A 16,674-nucleotide genomic window follows, 5' to 3' on the forward strand; every position below is an offset into this window, starting at 1 on the left:
TCATGGAATGGAGCTTCGACTGCGACTTCCTGATGGGGTTCACGGCCGGCTGCGGGCCGCGGCCGAGGAGGACGGCAACAGCCTGAACACCGAGATCGTGATCGCGATCGAAGAGCACCTGGCGCGCCGTCAGACGAGTGCGGTGCGGGCCATCGCCCGTAAGGTCGCCGAGCGAGACGCGGAACTGCTGCACCGCCTGTCCCAATGACGGTCTATCTGACCACGACCGATGTCCTGGCCGCCGCCGAGGAGATCCTGCCCTCGGCCGATCTGCGTGACGGCGGACTCCTGCATGTGGCCGTTCTGCGCCCGCAGACCAGCGTCTTCGGCAAGAACGCCTACGCCGATCTGTGGACCAAGGCCGCGGCCCTGATGCAGAGCCTGATCATCGGCCATCCATTGGTCGACGGCAACAAACGGCTGGGCTGGACCTGCGCGGTCGTCTTCCTGGAATTGAACGGCGAGACGCTCGTCGGCACCGATGCCGACGCCGCTGAGCAATTGGTCATCGCGGTCACCAACGGCGAACTCGACGACGTGACCGAGATCGCGAAGACCCTTAGAGCGCTGAATCCGGGAAGCGCTGAAGAGCAAGCGGGCTCCTGAGAAACCGACACGCTCTCACCTTCCAGGTCAGGGCACGGTCACCCGGAATGCGGTCGACCAGCAATTCCTCCTCGACCCAGCCCTCCCTGAGGCCGACGTCCTCACAAGGACAGCGAGCGAAGCGAGGCCGTTCCAGGAAGCGCGAGGGGCGGAACCCTTCGCCAGGAGCACAGCGACCCGGAGCGACAGCGGCGCCACGGGCGCGCAGGGGGGCGACAGCCCTCTCATGTCAGGGGGTTCGGGGGGTCGTCCCCCCGGGTGAATGAGGAGCGCCTCGCGAAAGGCGCCAAAGGCGCCGCCCACGAGCCGTTCCGAAAGTGGTCGCGAGAACAGCGACGGACCCGTAACGGGTAGCGGCTGCTCTACCGAGGGCCTCGTAATCGAGGTTCGGCGGGGGCAATACCATCTTGCAATGGCGAATGAACGTGTTTACGGCGGAGAGAGCTCCGCATTTATCACGGCGCTGGTGGCTCTGCAACGTGCCCAGGGCGTGCCGCTCGACCAGGCATACCAGTTCGCCGAAGCCACCTATAGGGAGACGACGTCCAGGAAAGGCAGGAACTCCTTCGGCAACGACGAGCTACTGGAATTCTTGAGGTTGTTCGAACAGCGCTGAGCCCCGCGAAGTCAACGGCCGGACCGCCGTAGGGTGTGCAGGTCGCACGGGGAGATGTCACAGGTCAAAGCAACCTGCGCGGAGAGGCGCGGCCTCCCCACGTGGGGGTGCCGCACTTCTCCTGCGGCCTGGGCGATCTACCTCAGATGGGAGAATGTCGCGCGGCCGGGCGCCGCATCGACCTGCTCACGAAGGGCGGTTGGACCTGCGCCGTCGTCTTCCTGGAATTGAACGGCAAGATCCTCATCGGTACCGATGCCGCCGAGGAATTGGTCCTCGCCGTCACCGCCGGCAGACTTGGCGATGTGACCGTGATCGCCAAGAACCTTCGGGAACTGAGAGCGGAAGAGGCCGGGGACCAAGCGGACTCCTGAGAAGCTGTGCATGATCACCCCGGGCTCGCGACGCAAGGGGTGCTTGATCAACCGGGGATCACCTCGCGCAGCGGAGAGGCATGGACCCCAAGGCCGTACTGGTAATGCAAACCGGCGTCTGCGATGAGCCGTGCAGCATGGGGCAGAACCGGCCTGGAGCCGATCTTGCTCACCGCCATCCGCCGAATGATCCGGTTGAGGCGGCCGGAAGCACGTGTCACCGCCGCCCAGTCCCATTCGGCCGGATCACCGAGCGACGGCGAAGCAGCGGCCCAGGCGAAGGCCCGCTTCTCCGTATTGTGATTGGTATGGGTCGATCGCAACTCGTGCGGTCCGTACAGCCCGCCGTAGTCGAGTTGCACAATGCCCCAGCCTTCGTACACGTAGTGGAAGGTCGTATCACCAGGATGCCGGTCGACCCACCTGGCCACGGGATCCGGCCCTGATCCCACGACGAACAGAGCCAGGTGCCGCGCTGGTCGACTGTCAGGAACGTCCAGAGGGTCGTGAAACTCCCGCAACTCCCGGCCAGGCTCCGAGGCTCTTTCGAAAACGCGAAACAAGCCAATGTCGAAAACGACCTCGATGACCGCGGCCCAATCGTCTTCAGCAGCGTAAAAGTCGAGGTTCGGCACGGTCTCATCATCTCGGCGGGTACGTCATCTCCGCCAGTCACCGCCCCTGCTGACCGGCATCGGCCGGCAGCATCGCGTCATGCGACGAGGCGCTTTGAGCGACGACCGCGCACGTCAGCCCAAATAGCCGCCGGAAAGATCACCGCGATTGCCGATCCGCCGGGCAACAACCCCGAGCCTCGCAACGTTTGCGGCGCCCTCGACCAGCTCAGCCCCCTTCCCCTGACCGCGTCCCGAGTCATCGCGAAGCCCAAACGACCCCGAGCGAAGCGAGCTCGACCCGAGCGAAGCGAGGCCCGTCCAGAGAGCGCGAGGGGCGGAGCCCTTCGCCCGGAGCGCAGCGACCCGGAGCGACAGCGACGCCAGGGGCGCGCAAGCGCACCAGGGGGAGCGCGAGGGGGCGAAGCCCTCTCGTATCGGGGGGTTCGGGGGGTCGTCCCCCCGGGTGAATGAGGAACGGCTCGCGAAAGGCGCCGAAGGCGCCGCCCACGAGCCGTTCCGAAAATGGGGTTGGCGGGACTCGAACCCGCGCTGGCATGATCCTAAGTCATGTGCCTCTGCCAATTGGGCTACAACCCCGCTGGGCGGAAGTGATCCTACCTCCCGCCGTTGGGCATCAGGAAACCCCGAGTTCCTTGAGTAGTCGCGCGACGTGCCCGGTCGCGCGGACGTTGTAGAACGCCTTCTCGATCTTCCCGTCGGGGTCGATGACGAAGGTCGACCTGATCACGCCCATGATGGTCTTGCCGTAGTTCTGCTTCTCGCCGTAGACGCCGTAGGCCTTGTGGACTTCGAGGTCTGCGTCGGACAGCAGCGGGAAGGTCAGCGCGTCGCGTTCGGCGAACTGGCGGAGCTTGGCCGGTTTGTCCTTCGAGACGCCGAGGACGGTGATGCCCTTGCCGGTGAGCGCGCTCAGGTTGTCGCGGAAGTCGCACGCCTGCTTGGTGCAGCCTGGAGTCATCGCCGCTGGGTAGAAGTAGAGGACGACTCGCTTGCCGTGGAGCGAGTCGAGCGACACTTCGTCGCCGTCGGCGCTGGTCAGGGTGAAGCCGGGGGCGGCGTCGCCGGGTTCGAGTCGCTGGGTCATGTCGCCTCCGTTGCGGTGTGTCTCGACCCGAACAAACTACCGGTTCGGCCGCTGCGGGATGCGCGGCCCGCACCTGGCAGACTTGATCGAACACACCCTGTGACAGGAGGCGACCCCATGGCCGAGCCCGATCCGGACACGCTTGAGCGGCGTATAGAGCGCACTCGCGCCGAACTGGCCAAGACGGTCGACGCGATCGCCGACCGGGTCAGCCCGAAGAAGGTCGCCGGTCGCAGTGTCGCCAAGGTGAAGTCGCAGGTCAGGGCGCAGACCGAGCAGGTCGTGTCGACCATAGGAGACATGGTGGGGCAGGCGCACAGCCCCAACGGCCACCGTCCGGCGGCCGACGAGCCGTGGGACGACGACTATCCGGCCTCGCCCATCGCGCCGGTGCTGATCGGGCTGGGCGTGGTGGTCGTGGTCGGGGCGGCCATCGTGATCATGCGTCGCCGCCGGAGGCGGTAGCCGGTTCGCCCGTGCTCCGCGTCGCCGGGCGAACCGGGCGCGGCCGGTCGGCGCCGTTCACGGAGAGGTCCGGAGACGGCGGGCGGGGCCGGGCAGGCGGAGCCGTAACGGAAGAAAGACCCTTTACAGGAAGGTTCGGCCTTCGCCCCGGTAGGTGGGGACCGTGGCGGTCACCTGGTCTCCTTCGATCAGGTGCAGGGTGTCGAAGCGTTCGCAGAGTTCGCCCGCCTTCGCGTGCCGGAACCACACCCGGTCGCCGATCTTGAGGTCGTCGGCGGCGCGGCCGTGGAGTGGGGTCTGCACCTCGCCGCCGCCCTCGTCGCCGTTGTGCCGCAGGCCCTCCGGGAGGTGGGGGAGGGCGGCCCTGCCGGGGCCCGCGCCCGAGGCGGGGTAGCCGCCGCCGAGGACGGTGACGACGCCCGGACCCGGGCGGCGGACGACCGGGAGGGCGAAGAGGGCCGCCGGGCGGCCGGTGAAGTTGCGGTACCTGTCGAAGAGGGTCGGGTGGTAGAAGCCCGAGCCCGCCGCGACCTCGGTGATCGCGGGTTCCCGGGTGGTCGTCTCCAGGCTGCCGGTGCCGCCGCCGTTGACGAATTCCAGGTCGGTCACCTCGCGCACCGCCTCCACGATCTTCGCCCGGCGCACCGCCAGTTCGCGGCGGGAGCGGCGCTGGACGAAGCGGACCGCCATCCCGTAGGGGCCGGGGATGCGGTCACCCAGACCGGCGATCTGCGCCTCGTAGGCCATCAGGCCGACCAGCCGCAGCGAGGGGGTCCTGCCGATCAGGCGGGCCAGGTCGGCGGCCTGTTCGGGGGTGCGGACCGGTGAGCGCAGGGCGCCGGCGCGGAACGGGCCGAGGACGTAGGCCGCGTCCAGGTCGAGGCAGACCCTGATCGGGTGGCGGCCGGTCAGCAGGGGGAACTGCTCGGGGGAGTCGACCATCACGGTGATCTCGCGGCTCAGGTGCTCGTCGGCGGCCAGGGCGGCGACGGCGGCGCGGTCGGTGGTCGGGTAGGCGACCAGGATGTCGCGGAAGCCGCAGGAGGCCAGCCACAGGGCTTCGGGCAGGGTGAACGCCATCACTCCCTGGTAGCCGGGCAGGTCCAGGACGCGGTGGAGCACCTCTCGGCAGCGGATCGACTTCGACGCGACCCTGATCGGGGTGCCGGCGGCGCGGTCGGTCATCGACCGGGCGTTGGCGGCCAGCGCGTCGAGGTCGACGACGGCGAGCGGGGGGTCGAGATGGGCGGTGGCCTGGTCGTATCGCTGCCGGTCGCTCATGGGGAGCACTCTAGTCCCGGCAAAACCTGGCACAAGATCGAGTCATCCGGGCCCTGCGGGCTGATCGCGGCCGTCCGGGCGTGTATCCCTGGGTGACCATGAGCGCGGTAGACGAGATCCGGACGACCAAGGACCGCCGCCGGGACCGCCGCCGCACGGCCATGCGCGCCCTGCGGCCGGGGCGGACCCCGGCGGGCGCGGGCGTGGCGGGGGCCCTGGTGGTGCTGGGCACGGCGCTGGTGGGCGAGATGGTGTGCGCGTTCGCGGGGTGGCCGACGGGCTGGTCGGGCTTGCCCGGCGTGCTCGGGCTGGCCTGGGGCGAGCCGCTGGTCGCGCTGACGGGGTCGCTGATGGTGGTGACCGGGACCGTGCTGGTGCTGCTGGCGATGATCCCGGGGCGGCCGCGGCTGGTGCCGCTGGAGGTGTCCGACGACGGGCTCGTCATGGGGCTGACCCGGGCGGGGCTGAAGCGCACGCTGGTCGCCGTGGCGATGACCGTCTCCGGGGTCGACCTGGCCTTCGTGCGGGTGCGCCGGGGGCAGATCGAGGTGACCGTGCTGACCAGGGGGAACCGGACCGGCGGGCTGCTCAAGGAGGTCGGCGCCGCCGTCGGCGACCGGCTGGAGGGCCTGGGCGTGCACGGCCGCCACGAGGTGGTCGTCCGGCTGCGCCGGAAGAGCTCATGAGGAGTGGCGACATGCAGGTGGCGGAGAAGATGCGCACCCCCTACGGCGACCGTCTCGGGCTGGCGGTCGTGGGCGTCGTGCTGGTGACCGGCGGGAACTACGTGCTGTTCGCCTCCGACGCGCGGGCCGAGTACAAGATCGGGGAGCTGGCCGCGTTCACCGCGCACCCGTGGGCCCGGTCGATCGCCGCCGCGCTGGTCGTGCTGCTGGTGTCCGTCGCCGCCCGCTGGCTGGTGTGCTCGCTCGGGCTGGGCAAGGACGGCGTGCGGCACGGCTACGGCACCGCCACGCTGGCCATCGCGCTCAAGGACCTGCCGGGGGTCGACAAGATCAGTGTCCGGGCCGTGGGCGAGGAGCAGCTCCGGGTCTCGGTACGCTGCCTCCCCGGCGCCCCCCTCGACGAGGTCGTCTCCCGGGTCGATACCGAGGCGGTGTCACGCGTGCGCGGCGCGGCCGGCCGGGACCCGCTCTTTCCTGTCCTGGTCACGCTGCACGTTCGCCGAGGGTGACCGCCACCCCACCGCGCAGGCCGCCGCGAGGCACGCCAGGGGCACGACCGGGACGACGTACCGATGGTCGAACGCGGCGACCAGCGGGGGCAGCAGCAGGAGGGTGAGCGCGAACCCGAGCGGGAGCAGGGTCGCCGCCCGGAACCTGATGATCATCACCAGGAAGGTGAACACGAAGACCGCCCCGAGCAGGGGGCCGCGCAGGTAGACGTGCCGCTGGTAGGCGCGCGTCCACGACGCGAACGGCTCGACGACCTGGGTGTCGGCGCGGCTGCCCTGGTACTGCTGCATCAGCTCGGGGGCCGACCGCCCGGCCGAGGCGAGCTTGTCGGTGAGCGGCTTGACGTACTCGGGGAACTGGTAGGCGCTCTGGGTGCCCGGCGACGGGTAGACCACCCGCTCCCAGCGGAACGCCCACATCGCGTCGCCGAGGCCCGTCATCAGGAAGTCGAGCGGCTGGCTGCGCAGCGCCAGCATGGAGAACTCCGAGGCCATCTCGTCGCGCTGCTTGCCGGTCTTCATGATCGGCGAATGCGGGTCCCAGATGTACGCCGGGGCGGCCAGCCGGGGCCCGATGTCGGGGCACAGCACCTTCAGGTCCTCCGGCGGGTTCATCCGGCCGCAGTCGGCGAAGGTCATCGTGCGCGACCAGAGCCACACGCTGCTGCTGCCCAGGCCGTAGCTGCCGTAGGCGGCGTTGTACCAGAACGCGTATCCGGCCACGGCCACCCCGGCCGCGCCGGCCCCGGCCAGCACCCGCCGCCAGCCCGCCCGCGCGATCAGCAGCCACACCGCCGCCACCCCGATCAGCGGCAGGCCGAGCGTGCGGGTCATCGCCGAGAACGCCAGCAGCAGGAAGGCGGTGATCACCATGGTCCAGCTGCGCGGGTTCAGCAGCAGCAGCGTCACGCCCGCCACCACGAGGAACGTGAACAGCAGGTCGGCCATCACGAGGTGTTCGAGCTGGATTTGGTACGCGTCCAGCAGCACCGGCGCCGTCGCCAGGGCGGCGGCCCAGGCCGGCAGGAAGGTGCGTTTGCGCAGGACGGCGTACAGGCAGACGGCGATGCCCAGCCCGAGCAGGTGCTGCACGGTGACGAGGGCGACGACCGAGTGGAACGGCGCGAGGAAGAGCGAGTAGCCCGAGGGCCGCGACTCCAGCGGGCGCAGGTCCAGGGCCGAGCTCAGATAGGAGAACGAGTCGGCCCAGAACCAGAGCGCGGGACGGTAACCGAGGCTCGCGATGACCCGGATCACAATCCCCGACACCAGGAGGGCGACGAAGAGCCAGTGGGTCCGGATGAACTTGCCTGCGGAAATGATGTCCACCGCCTTTCCGGTGGACATTTCAGCACTGTCGGGGTTTCACCGCCAGTCCCAATGGGAACACCCAGAACTTTCTCAGCACTCGATGACGTTCACCGCGAGCCCGCCGCGGCTGGTCTCCTTGTACTTCGCGTGCATGTCCCGGCCGGTGTCGCGCATCGTCTTGATCGCCTTGTCGAGCGAGACGAAGTGTTTCCCGTCGCCGCGCAGCGCGATCCGGGCCGCCGCGATGGCCTTCACCGACGCGACCGCGTTCCGCTCGATGCACGGGATCTGCACCAGCCCGCCGATCGGGTCGCAGGTCAGCCCCAGGTTGTGCTCGATGCCGATCTCGGCCGCGTTCTCCACCTGCTCGGGCGTGCCGCCCAGCACCTCGGTCAGCCCGGCCGCCGCCATCGAGCAGGCCGAACCGACCTCGCCCTGGCAGCCGACCTCCGCGCCCGAGATGGAGGCGTTCTCCTTGAACAACACGCCGACCGCGCCCGCCGTGAGCAGGAACCGCACCACCGCGTCGTCGTCGGCGCCCGGGATGAACCGGGTGTAGTAGGACAACACCGCCGGGACGATGCCCGCCGCGCCGTTGGTCGGCGCGGTCACGATGCGCCCGCCGGCCGCGTTCTCCTCGTTGACGGCCAGCGCGAACAGCGTCACCCAGTCCATCGCCTGGAGCGGGTCGCCGTCGGCCGGTTCGCTCTGGAGGCGGCGCTGCAGCTGGTGGGCCCGGCGCTTCACCTTCAGGCCGCCCGGCAGCACGCCCTCGCGGGACGACCCGCGCCGCACGCACTCGTCCATGACCCGCCACAGGTGCAGCAGCTGCGCCTTGATCTGCTCGTCGGTACGGCCGAAGGCCCGCTCGTTGGCCATCATCAGCCCCGAGATCGACAACCCCGTCTCGGCGCACTGCGCCAGCAGCTCCCCGGCCGTCGTGAACGGATGGGGGAGCGGGGTGTCGTCGGGTTTGATGCGGTCGGCCCCGGTGGCGTTCTCGTCGACGACGAACCCGCCGCCGACCGAGTAGTAGACCTTCTCCCGCAACACGTCGCCGCTGTCGCCCCAGGCGGTGAACCGCATGCCGTTGGGGTGGTGCGGCAACGAGATCTTGCGCTCGAACACCAGGTCGTCGCCGACCACGAACGGCACCGAACGCTGCCCCATCAGCGACACCGTGCCCGCCGCCCGCATCGCGGCCAGCTTGCCGTCGACCGCGTCGACGTCCACGAGCTCGGGTTTCTCCCCCGACAGGCCCAGCAGCACGGCCTTGTCGCTGCCGTGGCCCTTGCCGGTCAGGCCGAGGGAGCCGTAGAGGATGACCTGGACCCTGACGGTCTTCTCCAGCAGACCGTCGTGGAGCAGGCCGCGCGCGAACTTGTGCGCGGCCGCCATCGGGCCGCCCGTGTGGGAACTGGACGGCCCGATGCCCACCTTGAACAGGTCGAAGACGCTGATCGCCATGGGCGGACGATCAGCTGTCGCCGGAGATCAGCGCGGCGTACTCCTCGGCGGTGATCAGGTCTTCGGTCGCGCCGTTGGAGCGCATCTCGAACAGCCAGCCGTCCGCGTAGGGATTGCTGTTCACCAGGGAGGGGTCCTCGTCGAGCGCCGTGTTGACGGCCACGATCTCGCCGCCGACGGGGGCGTAGATGTCGCTGACCGACTTGGTCGACTCGACCTCGGCGATCGCCTCGCCCGCCTCGACCTGCCGGCCGACCTCGGGCAGCTGCACGAACACGACGTCACCGAGCTGCTCGGCCGCGTAGGCGGTGATTCCCACGGTGACGGTCAGCCCGTCGTCGAGCCCGGCCACCCACTCGTGCTCCTTGGTGTAGCTGAGCTCGTCGGGAATGCTGCTCACTTCTTCCTCCTGTAGAAAGGCAGGTCAACGACGTCGACCGGTTCGTGGGAGCCGCGGATGTCCACGGCGGCGGGGGTTGTTGTCACATAGGCCATGGCGATCGGCCGGCCGATCGACGGCGACGGGGCGCCGCTGGTGACCTCGCCGACCACGGCGCCGTCGGCGTCGACGACGGCGAAGCCGTGGCGGGGCACCCGGCGGCCCTTCATCACCAGGCCGACCAGGCGCTTCGTCGGCTCCGAGCCGTCGAGCGCGGCGCGGCCGACGAAGTCGCCCGGCTTGTCGAAGCGCACGACCCTGCCGAGACCGGCGTCCATGGGGGTGGTGGCGGCGGTGAGCTCGTTGCCGTACAGCGGCATGCCCGCCTCCAGCCGCAGGGTGTCGCGGGCGCTCAGCCCGGCGGGCACCAGGCCCTCGGCGGCGCCGGCCTCCATGAGCGCGCCCCACAACTTCACCGCGTCGCCCGCGCCGACGAACAGCTCGAAGCCGTCTTCGCCGGTGTAGCCGGTGCGGGCGATCAGCGCCTCGACGCCCGCGACCGTGCCCGGCAGGCCGGTGTAGTACTTGAGGTTCGCCAGGTCGGCGTCGGTGAGCCCGGCCACGATCTCCTGGGAGTGCGGGCCCTGGACGGCCAGCAGCGCGTAGGAGTCGGAGCGGTCGTCGACCACGGCGTCGAAGCCGGTCGCGCGGCCGGTCAGCTCGCGGGCCACCCGGAGGTAGTTGGAGGCGTTGGCGCAGACCATGAACTCGTCGGCGGCCAGCCGGTAGACGATCAGGTCGTCGACGATGCCGCCGCCGGCGTCGCACATCATCGTGTAGCGGGCCCGGCCCGGCTCCAGCGCGCCCACGTTGCCGACCAGCGCGTAGTCGAGCGCGCTCGCGGCGCCCGGGCCGGTCACGTGGATCTCGCCCATGTGGGACAGGTCGAACAGCCCCGCGGCGGTGCGGACGGCGGTGTGCTCGGCCGACTCACTGCCGTAGCGCAGCGGCATCAGCCAGCCGGCGAAGTCGGTCAGGGTCGCGCCGAGGCTCTTGTGCACCTCGTGCAGCGGGGTCGGTCGGGACATGAAGCGCACCTCGAATAAGGTCGGATGTCAGCATCCTCCCCCTCTGTCATGGGTGCCTGAGAGCTTCGCCCGAGTTTTGCCGGACTTTCACCTTCGGCGAGGCCACCGGCCTGCTTTCCAGAGGACACCTCGCCCGCACGGTCCTTTGCCTTGAGAGGTTCGCGGGGAGGGCTTGCTCCTTCAGGGGCCCTGGCCGGCTGCCAGGGCGCTCTCCCGCGCGGGATCAATGGTGTGCGGTCAGCCTATCTGCCCCGTATGGCCGGGCGAAACCCGGCGCGGGTGACGAACGACCCGAACACCGGAGCCTCCTCGTCGGCCTCCGGATGCCACTGGACCGCCCAGACCGTCTCGTCGAGCATGACGGCCTCGATCGTGCCGTCGTCGGCGCGCGCGATCGTCGTGAGTCCGGGCGCCAGGCGTTCGACGGCCTGGTGGTGGTAGTGGGCGGGGGTGATCAGGTCGGTGCCGTAAAGCCGTCGCAGCGGATCTTCGAGGCGGACCGGGACCCGGCCGTAGACCCCCGGTGCGGGGGAGTGGCGGTCGGTGCCGCACACGTCGGGCAGGTGCTGGACCAGCGTGCCGCCGAGCGCGACGTTGAGCACCTGGAGGCCCCGGCAGATCCCGAGGATCGGGAGCCGTTCCGCCAGCGCCGCTTTGACCAGAGAGAACTCCGCGTCGTCGCGAAATTCTCGGACATATCCGGTTTTGGCGTGCTGGGGAGCCCCGTACCGGCCGGGGTCGACGTCGCCGCCCCCGGCCACGATCAGGCCGTCGAGACGGCCGGCGAGTTCGCCCGGGTCACCGGCGGGCGGCAGGATCACCGGCTGCCCCCCGGCTCGTTCGACGTGCCTCACGTAGTCCCACGGCAGCAGGGCCGCGGGGGTGTGCCAGACCGTGAAACGCGCGGGTTCGGCGTAACACGTGATGCCGATGACGGGCCTCACAGGGGCGTCACGTACGCCCCGGAGATGCCGCCGTCGACGAGGAACTCGGCGGCGGTGACGAACGACGCGTCGTCGGAGGCCAGGAACGCCACGGCGGCGGCGATCTCCTCGGCCCGCGCGAACCGGCCGAGCGGCACGTGCACCAGACGGCGCTGGGCCCGCTCGGGGTCCTTGGCGAACAGCTCCCGCAGCAGCGGGGTGTCGACCGGGCCGGGGCACAGGGCGTTGACCCGGATGCCCTCGCGGGCGAACTGCACGCCCAGCTCGCGCGTCATCGCCAGCACCCCGCCCTTGGACGCGGTGTAGGAGATCTGCGAGGTCGCCGACCCCATGACCGCCACGAACGAGGCGGTGTTGATGATCGACCCCTTGCCCTGCCGTTGCATGTACGGGATCACGTGTTTGCAGCACAGGTAGACGCTGGTCAGGTTGACCTCCTGCACACGCCGCCAGGCGTCCATGCCGGTGGTCAGGATCGAGTCGTCGTCGGCGGGGGAGATGCCGGCGTTGTTGAACGCGATGTCGACGCTGCCGAACTCGTCGAAGGCCGTGGCGAACATCCGGACCACGTCGTCTTCCTGAGACACGTCGGCCCTGACGAACAGGCCGCCGACCTCCTCGGCCGCGCGCCGCCCGGCCTCCTCGTCGAGGTCGGCGAGCACGAGTCGCGCGCCCTCCTCGGCGAACCTGCGCGCGGTCGCCAGCCCGATTCCCCCGGCGGCGCCGGTGATGACGGCGACCCGGTCCTGCAAGCGTTGCATGTGCTTCCTACTCCGTTGCGATGAAGACGTTCTTGGTCTCGGTGAAGGCGGCCAGCGCGTCGGGGCCCAGCTCACGGCCCAGGCCCGACTGCTTGAAGCCGCCGAAGGGCGTCCAGTAGCGGACCGACGAGTGGGAGTTGACGCTGAGGTTCCCGGCCTCGACCCCGCGCGCCACCCGGAACGCCCGGCCGACGTCGCGGGTCCAGATGGAGCCCGACAGGCCGTAGGGGGTGTCGTTGGCCATCCGGACCGCGTCGGCCTCGTCGTCGAACGGGACCACCGACACCACCGGGCCGAAGACCTCTTCGCGGTACGCCGGGTCGTCGTCGCCCGTGAGGACCGTCGGCGGGAACCAGTAGCCGGGGCCCTCCGGGCAACTGCCCTGGAAGTAGGGGTCCGACACGTAGGAGCGCACGCGGGCGAGGTGTTCGGCGCTGACCAGCGGGCCCATCTGGGTGTCCTCGGCCGTGGGGTCGCCCGTTCTGATCGCCTTCACGGCCTCGGTGAGCCGGGCGAGGAACTCGTCGTGGACGGCACGCTCCACCAGGATGCGCGATCGGGCGCAGCAGTCCTGGCCGCTGTTGTCGAAGACGGCCATCGGGGCCGACGCGGCGGCTTTCTCCAGGTCGGAGTCGGCGAACACGATGTTGGCGGACTTGCCGCCCAGCTCCAGCGTCAGCCGTTTGACCTGGGATCCGGCCTGCGCGGCGATCAGCCGGCCGACCTCGGTCGAGCCGGTGAAGACGATCTTGGCGACGTCAGGGTGCTCGACCAGGCGGGCGCCCGCGACCTCGCCCGCGCCGGGCACGACCTGGAGCACCCCCTCGGGCAGCCCGGCCGCGAGGGCCAGCTCGGCCAGCCGCAGCGCCGACAGCGGGGTCCATTCGGCGGGCTTCACGATGACGGTGTTGCCCGCCGCCAGCGCCGGGGCGGCCCCCCACATCATGATCACCATGGGGAAGTTCCACGGCACGATGACGCCGACCACGCCCAGCGGCTCCTGGAAGGTGACGTCGACGCCGCCGGGCACCGGGATCTGCTTGCCGTGGTTGCGCTCGGGCGCGCCCGCGTAGAAGTTCAGCACGTCGCGGACGTTGCCGGCCTCCCAGCGGGCGTTGCCCACGGTGTGCCCGGCGTTCGCGATCTCCAGCTGGGCGAGCTCCTCGGCGTGCTCCTCGACCAGCGCGGCGAAGCGCCGCAGCAACCGCGCGCGTTCGCCGGGGGCGACGTCCTTCCAGCTCCGGTACGCCGTGCGCGCCGTCGCGACCGCCCGGTCGACCTCGGCGGGGTCGGCCAGCTCGACGTCGGCCAGGACCTGCTCCGTCGCCGGGTTGATGATCTTCACAGCCGTTCGAACCCCCGATAGAGCTCCCAGTCGGTGACCGCCGCGTCGAAGGCGGCCAGCTCGACCCGGGCGTTGTTCGCGTAGTGGTCGACGACCTCGTCGCCGAAGGCGTCCCTGGCGAGCGTAGAGCCCTCGAAGACCGCCAGCGCGTCACGCAGCGTCGAGGGCACCGTGTCGGCGCCCGAGGCGTACGCGTTGCCGGTGAAGGCGTCCTCCAGCGGGAGTTCGTCGTCGATGCCCGAAAGGCCTGCGGCGATGAGGGCCGAGACGGCCAGGTAGGGGTTGACGTCGCCGCCGGGCACCCGGTTCTCGATGCGGAGCGAGCCGCCGTGGCCGACCAGGCGGAGCGAGCAGGTGCGGTTGTCGACGCCCCACTTGACGGCCGTGGGGGCGAAGGACCCCTCGACGAACCGCTTGTAGGAGTTGATGTTGGGGGCGTACAGGAGGGTGAGCTCGCGCATCGCGCGCAGCTGGCCGGCGATGAAGTGCTCGCCGAGCCTGGAGAGGCCGTGGGGGCCGTCGCCGGCCATCACCGGCGTGCCGTCGGCGTCGCGCAGCGAGATGTGGACGTGGCAGGAGTTGCCCTCGCGCTGGTTCGGCTTGGCCATGAACGTGAGGGACATGCCCTCCTCGGCCGCGATCTCCTTGGCCCCGTTCTTGTAGACGGAGTGGTTGTCGCAGGTGGTGAGGGCGTCGGCGTACTTGAAAGCGATCTCGTGTTGACCAAGATTGCATTCGCCCTTGGCCGACTCCACGTACAGGCCGGCGCCCTCCATGCTGAGACGGATGCGGCGCAGCAGCGGTTCCACCCGGGCCGTGCCGAGCAGGGAGTAGTCGACGTTGTAGAGGTTCCCGGGGACCAGATCGCGGTAGCCGGACCGCCAGGCGTCCTCGTAGCTGGTGCGGTAGACGCAGAACTCCAGTTCGGTGCCGACGAGGGCGGTCCAGCCGCGCTCGGCCAGCTTCGCGGTCTGCCGCTTGAGGATCTGGCGCGGCGACGGGACGACGTCGGAGCCGTCCTCCCAGACCAGGTCGGCCAGCAGCAGGGCGGTGCCCTCCTGCCACGGGACCCGTCTCAGCGTGGCCAGGTCGGGCTTCATGACGAAGTCGCCGTAGCCGTGCTCCCACGACGACATCGCGTATCCGCCGACCGTGTTCATCTCGACGTCGACGGCCAGCAGGTAGTTGCAGCCCTCGGCGGCGTGGTCGAGCACCTCGTCGAGGAAGTGCCGCGCCGACAGGCGTTTGCCCTGCAGGCGGCCTTGCATGTCCGTCACGGCGAGCAGGACGGTGTCGATCCGGCCCGCCTGCGCCTCTGCCCGTAGTTCGTCGACCGTCAGCACCCGCGCCTCACCTTCTACGGTATGAAAAAATACCAATGAAGGAGTGCAAATGGGGAGGGTGGGGTGAAGGAAACACAACTCGGATCGTTGTTGCGTCCGGTCCGGGCCGGGAACGCGTTCGAGGAGACCGTCGAACGCCTGCTCCAGGCCATCAAGCTCGGGGTCGTCCCGCACGGCGAGCGGCTGCCGTCGGAGCGGGATCTGGCCGTCCACCTCGGCATCAGCCGGGTCACCCTGCGCGAGGCCATCCGCTCCCTGCAGGAGGCCGGCTACCTCGACGTGCGGCGCGGCCGCTACGGCGGCGCGTTCGTCGTCTACTCGCCGCCCGAGCCGGGGCACGGCGACCTCGCCGAGGCGGTCAACCAGATGGGCGCGGGCGACCTGGCCGACGCGCTGACCTTCCGGATGGCCGTCGAGTGCGGCGCCGCGCAGATCCTGGCCACCCTGACCCTCGACTCGGCGCAGCGGGCGGTGCTGCTGCGGCGGCTGGCCGACGTGAACGGGGCCGCGCCCGCCGACTACCGCCGGCTCGACACGGCCTTCCACCTGGCGATCGCCGAGCTCACCGGCTCGCCGCTGCTCGCCGCGGCCTGCGCCGACGCGCGGCTGCGGGTCACCGACCTGCTCAACGCCATCCCGGTGCTCGGCCCGAACATCGCCCACGCGGCCGCGCAGCACCAGGCGATCGTGTCGGCGATCCTGGCTGGCGACCCCGATGGCGCGTCGCGGGCGGTGGCCGAGCACCTCGAAGGCACCGCCGCGCTGCTGCGCGGGTTCCTGGCCTGAAGAGATCACCTGGGTAGAGTCGGCCCGGGGGGCGTGCCGATGGGTGAGGTTTTCCAGCGGGCCGTGGTCGACACCCACCGGCTGCCGCTGTTCTGCTTCTTCGTGGCGTTGATCGTGACGTTCGTGTTCACGCGCATCAACGTGCGGTTGATCCGGGCCGAGGTCCGGTGGTGGTTCAAGAACGTCAGCGTGGGCGAGACCCACGTCCACCATGTCGTGTTCGGCGTGATCCTGATGATGGCCAGCGGCGTGACCGCGCTGCTCATCTGGCCCGCCTCCGAGGGCTGGCTCGCCGTCACGGCGGCGGTGTTCGGGATGGGCTCGGGTCTCGTCCTCGACGAGTTCGCGCTGCTGCTGCACCTGCGCGACGTCTACTGGGCCGAAGAGGGCCGCACCTCGGTCGACGCCGTCTTCGTCGCCGTCGCCGTCACCGGCCTGCTGCTCCTGGGGGCCCGGCCGCTGGGGTGGGACGACGTCACCGGCGACTTCTGGCTCGCCGTCCTGCTGCTGGCCGTCAACCTCGTCTTCGCCGTCGTCACCCTGCTCAAGGGGAAGATCTGGTCGGGCCTGCTCGGGGTCTTCGTGCCGGTCTTCGGGTACGTCGGCGCGGTGCGCCTCGCCCGCCCGGGGTCGCCGTGGGCCCGCTGGTTCTACGAGACCCGGCCGGTCAAGCTGGCCAAGGCGCTGCACCGGGAGGAACGCTGGCGGCGGCCGGTCATCAAGGCGAAGATCGCCGTCCAGGAGTTCGTGTCGGGGCGGCACATGGGTTAGCCGGACGCCGTATCGGGCAGTCCGCAACGCCATGGGACTCTACGCGAAACTCCGTGAGATGAAGGCCAGGGCCAAGCAGGAGATCGGGCGGCGCACGGGCGACCGCCGGATGGTGGCCGCGGGCCGCACCGAACAGGCGGAGGCGAAACTGCTCCGCACCCAGGACCGCATCCGGACCGTCGCCAACGAGATCCGCCGCAGGTACCGGTGATACTTGGGC

The 16,674-nt window shown here is 70.2% G+C and carries 21 protein-coding genes, 1 tRNA gene and 2 riboswitches; of the genes, 10 read left to right on the forward strand and 12 right to left on the reverse strand.

What is annotated here, in order from left to right; all coding sequences use genetic code 11:
- Positions 1-7 precede the first annotated feature (7 nt).
- From AW271_RS12120 to AW271_RS12135, 4 genes are all read left to right on the forward strand, one after another.
- Complete coding sequence (locus AW271_RS12120) at positions 8-208, forward strand: Arc family DNA-binding protein (RefSeq protein ID WP_062335975.1); 201 nt, start codon at positions 8-10, stop codon at positions 206-208.
- Positions 205-606, forward strand: a complete 402-nt coding sequence (locus AW271_RS12125) for a type II toxin-antitoxin system death-on-curing family toxin (RefSeq protein WP_062335977.1) — start codon at positions 205-207, stop codon at positions 604-606. The genes AW271_RS12120 and AW271_RS12125 overlap by 4 nt, the downstream gene beginning before the upstream one ends.
- 412 nt (positions 607-1,018) lie before the next feature.
- Positions 1,019-1,222 (forward strand): hypothetical protein, encoded by a 204-nt coding sequence (locus AW271_RS12130; protein WP_062335980.1) that lies wholly within the window; start codon positions 1,019-1,021, stop codon positions 1,220-1,222.
- 101 nt (positions 1,223-1,323) lie between these two features.
- Entirely contained in the window at positions 1,324-1,596 is a 273-nt protein-coding gene (locus tag AW271_RS12135) for a hypothetical protein (protein WP_062335982.1), read from the forward strand.
- Between the two features lie 47 nt (positions 1,597-1,643).
- Here the strand turns inward: AW271_RS12135 and AW271_RS12140 are convergent, their stop codons facing one another.
- The 3 genes from AW271_RS12140 to bcp form a co-directional block, all read right to left on the reverse strand.
- On the reverse strand, positions 1,644-2,231 hold the full coding sequence (locus tag AW271_RS12140; RefSeq protein WP_062335984.1) for a hypothetical protein: 588 nt from the start codon (positions 2,229-2,231) through the stop codon (positions 1,644-1,646).
- A gap of 505 nt (positions 2,232-2,736) precedes the next feature.
- Positions 2,737-2,810, reverse strand: a tRNA-Leu gene (locus tag AW271_RS12145).
- Between the two features lie 37 nt (positions 2,811-2,847).
- The gene (gene bcp, locus AW271_RS12150) at positions 2,848-3,318 is read right to left on the reverse strand and encodes a thioredoxin-dependent thiol peroxidase (RefSeq protein WP_062335986.1); all 471 of its coding nucleotides are present in this window, start codon (positions 3,316-3,318) and stop codon (positions 2,848-2,850) included.
- A 117-nt stretch (positions 3,319-3,435) separates the two neighbouring features.
- Between bcp and AW271_RS12155 the strand changes: the two genes are divergently transcribed.
- A complete protein-coding gene (locus tag AW271_RS12155) occupies positions 3,436-3,783 on the forward strand; it encodes a DUF3618 domain-containing protein (protein WP_062335988.1) in 348 nt (115 codons plus the stop codon).
- Between the two features lie 123 nt (positions 3,784-3,906).
- Here AW271_RS12155 and AW271_RS12160 read toward each other — a convergent pair whose 3' ends face one another.
- On the reverse strand, positions 3,907-5,064 hold the full coding sequence (locus AW271_RS12160) for an amino acid deaminase/aldolase (RefSeq protein WP_062336430.1): 1,158 nt from the start codon (positions 5,062-5,064) through the stop codon (positions 3,907-3,909).
- Positions 5,065-5,162: 98 nt separating this feature from the next.
- Here AW271_RS12160 and AW271_RS12165 point away from each other — a divergent pair, with 98 nt between their 5' ends.
- Together AW271_RS12165 and AW271_RS39620 are read left to right on the forward strand one after the other, a co-directional pair.
- On the forward strand, positions 5,163-5,750 hold the full coding sequence (locus AW271_RS12165) for a DUF6286 domain-containing protein (RefSeq protein ID WP_157554036.1): 588 nt from the start codon (positions 5,163-5,165) through the stop codon (positions 5,748-5,750).
- A gap of 11 nt (positions 5,751-5,761) precedes the next feature.
- Positions 5,762-6,259 (forward strand): hypothetical protein, encoded by a 498-nt coding sequence (locus tag AW271_RS39620; protein WP_062335992.1) that lies wholly within the window; start codon positions 5,762-5,764, stop codon positions 6,257-6,259.
- Here AW271_RS39620 and AW271_RS12175 read toward each other — a convergent pair.
- From AW271_RS12175 to AW271_RS12210, 8 genes are all read right to left on the reverse strand, one after another.
- Complete coding sequence (locus AW271_RS12175; RefSeq protein ID WP_062335994.1) at positions 6,185-7,606, reverse strand: hypothetical protein; 1,422 nt, start codon at positions 7,604-7,606, stop codon at positions 6,185-6,187. The genes AW271_RS39620 and AW271_RS12175 overlap by 75 nt on opposite strands.
- Positions 7,607-7,660: 54 nt before the next feature.
- Complete coding sequence (locus AW271_RS12180) at positions 7,661-9,037, reverse strand: L-serine ammonia-lyase (RefSeq protein WP_062335996.1); 1,377 nt, start codon at positions 9,035-9,037, stop codon at positions 7,661-7,663.
- 10 nt (positions 9,038-9,047) lie between these two features.
- Positions 9,048-9,437: a glycine cleavage system protein GcvH gene (gene gcvH / locus AW271_RS12185; RefSeq protein WP_062335998.1), complete on the reverse strand. Its 390-nt coding sequence runs from the start codon at positions 9,435-9,437 to the stop codon at positions 9,048-9,050.
- On the reverse strand, positions 9,434-10,504 hold the full coding sequence (gene gcvT / locus AW271_RS12190) for a glycine cleavage system aminomethyltransferase GcvT (RefSeq protein ID WP_062336432.1): 1,071 nt from the start codon (positions 10,502-10,504) through the stop codon (positions 9,434-9,436). Before gcvT ends, gcvH begins: the two co-directional genes overlap by 4 nt.
- Before the next feature lie 33 nt (positions 10,505-10,537).
- Positions 10,538-10,632, reverse strand: a riboswitch (glycine riboswitch).
- Positions 10,633-10,730, reverse strand: a riboswitch (glycine riboswitch).
- Positions 10,731-10,746: 16 nt separating this feature from the next.
- Entirely contained in the window at positions 10,747-11,448 is a 702-nt protein-coding gene (locus AW271_RS12195; RefSeq protein ID WP_062336000.1) for a gamma-glutamyl-gamma-aminobutyrate hydrolase family protein, read from the reverse strand.
- Entirely contained in the window at positions 11,445-12,209 is a 765-nt protein-coding gene (locus AW271_RS12200; protein ID WP_062336002.1) for a 3-oxoacyl-ACP reductase, read from the reverse strand. The genes AW271_RS12195 and AW271_RS12200 overlap by 4 nt, the downstream gene beginning before the upstream one ends.
- Before the next feature lie 7 nt (positions 12,210-12,216).
- Positions 12,217-13,554 carry an aldehyde dehydrogenase family protein gene (locus AW271_RS12205; RefSeq protein WP_062336004.1) on the reverse strand — a complete coding sequence of 446 codons (1,338 nt, stop codon included), beginning with the start codon at positions 13,552-13,554 and terminating at the stop codon, positions 12,217-12,219.
- Entirely contained in the window at positions 13,551-14,894 is a 1,344-nt protein-coding gene (locus tag AW271_RS12210; protein ID WP_083976542.1) for a glutamine synthetase family protein, read from the reverse strand. Before AW271_RS12210 ends, AW271_RS12205 begins: the two co-directional genes overlap by 4 nt.
- A gap of 66 nt (positions 14,895-14,960) precedes the next feature.
- Between AW271_RS12210 and AW271_RS12215 the strand changes: the two genes are divergently transcribed.
- The 3 genes from AW271_RS12215 to AW271_RS12225 are packed head-to-tail and all read left to right on the forward strand — an operon-like array spanning position 14,961 to position 16,665.
- Positions 14,961-15,683 carry a FadR/GntR family transcriptional regulator gene (locus tag AW271_RS12215; RefSeq protein ID WP_062336008.1) on the forward strand — a complete coding sequence of 241 codons (723 nt, stop codon included), beginning with the start codon at positions 14,961-14,963 and terminating at the stop codon, positions 15,681-15,683.
- 39 nt (positions 15,684-15,722) lie between these two features.
- A complete protein-coding gene (locus tag AW271_RS12220) occupies positions 15,723-16,454 on the forward strand; it encodes a hypothetical protein (RefSeq protein ID WP_062336434.1) in 732 nt (243 codons plus the stop codon).
- Positions 16,455-16,512: 58 nt separating this feature from the next.
- Positions 16,513-16,665 carry a CsbD family protein gene (locus tag AW271_RS12225; RefSeq protein ID WP_169806310.1) on the forward strand — a complete coding sequence of 51 codons (153 nt, stop codon included), beginning with the start codon at positions 16,513-16,515 and terminating at the stop codon, positions 16,663-16,665.
- Positions 16,666-16,674: the final 9 nt, after the last annotated feature.

This window comes from Herbidospora sakaeratensis, from assembly GCF_001570525.1.
In the GTDB taxonomy this organism is placed as follows: Bacteria; Actinomycetota; Actinomycetes; order Streptosporangiales; family Streptosporangiaceae; genus Herbidospora; species Herbidospora sakaeratensis.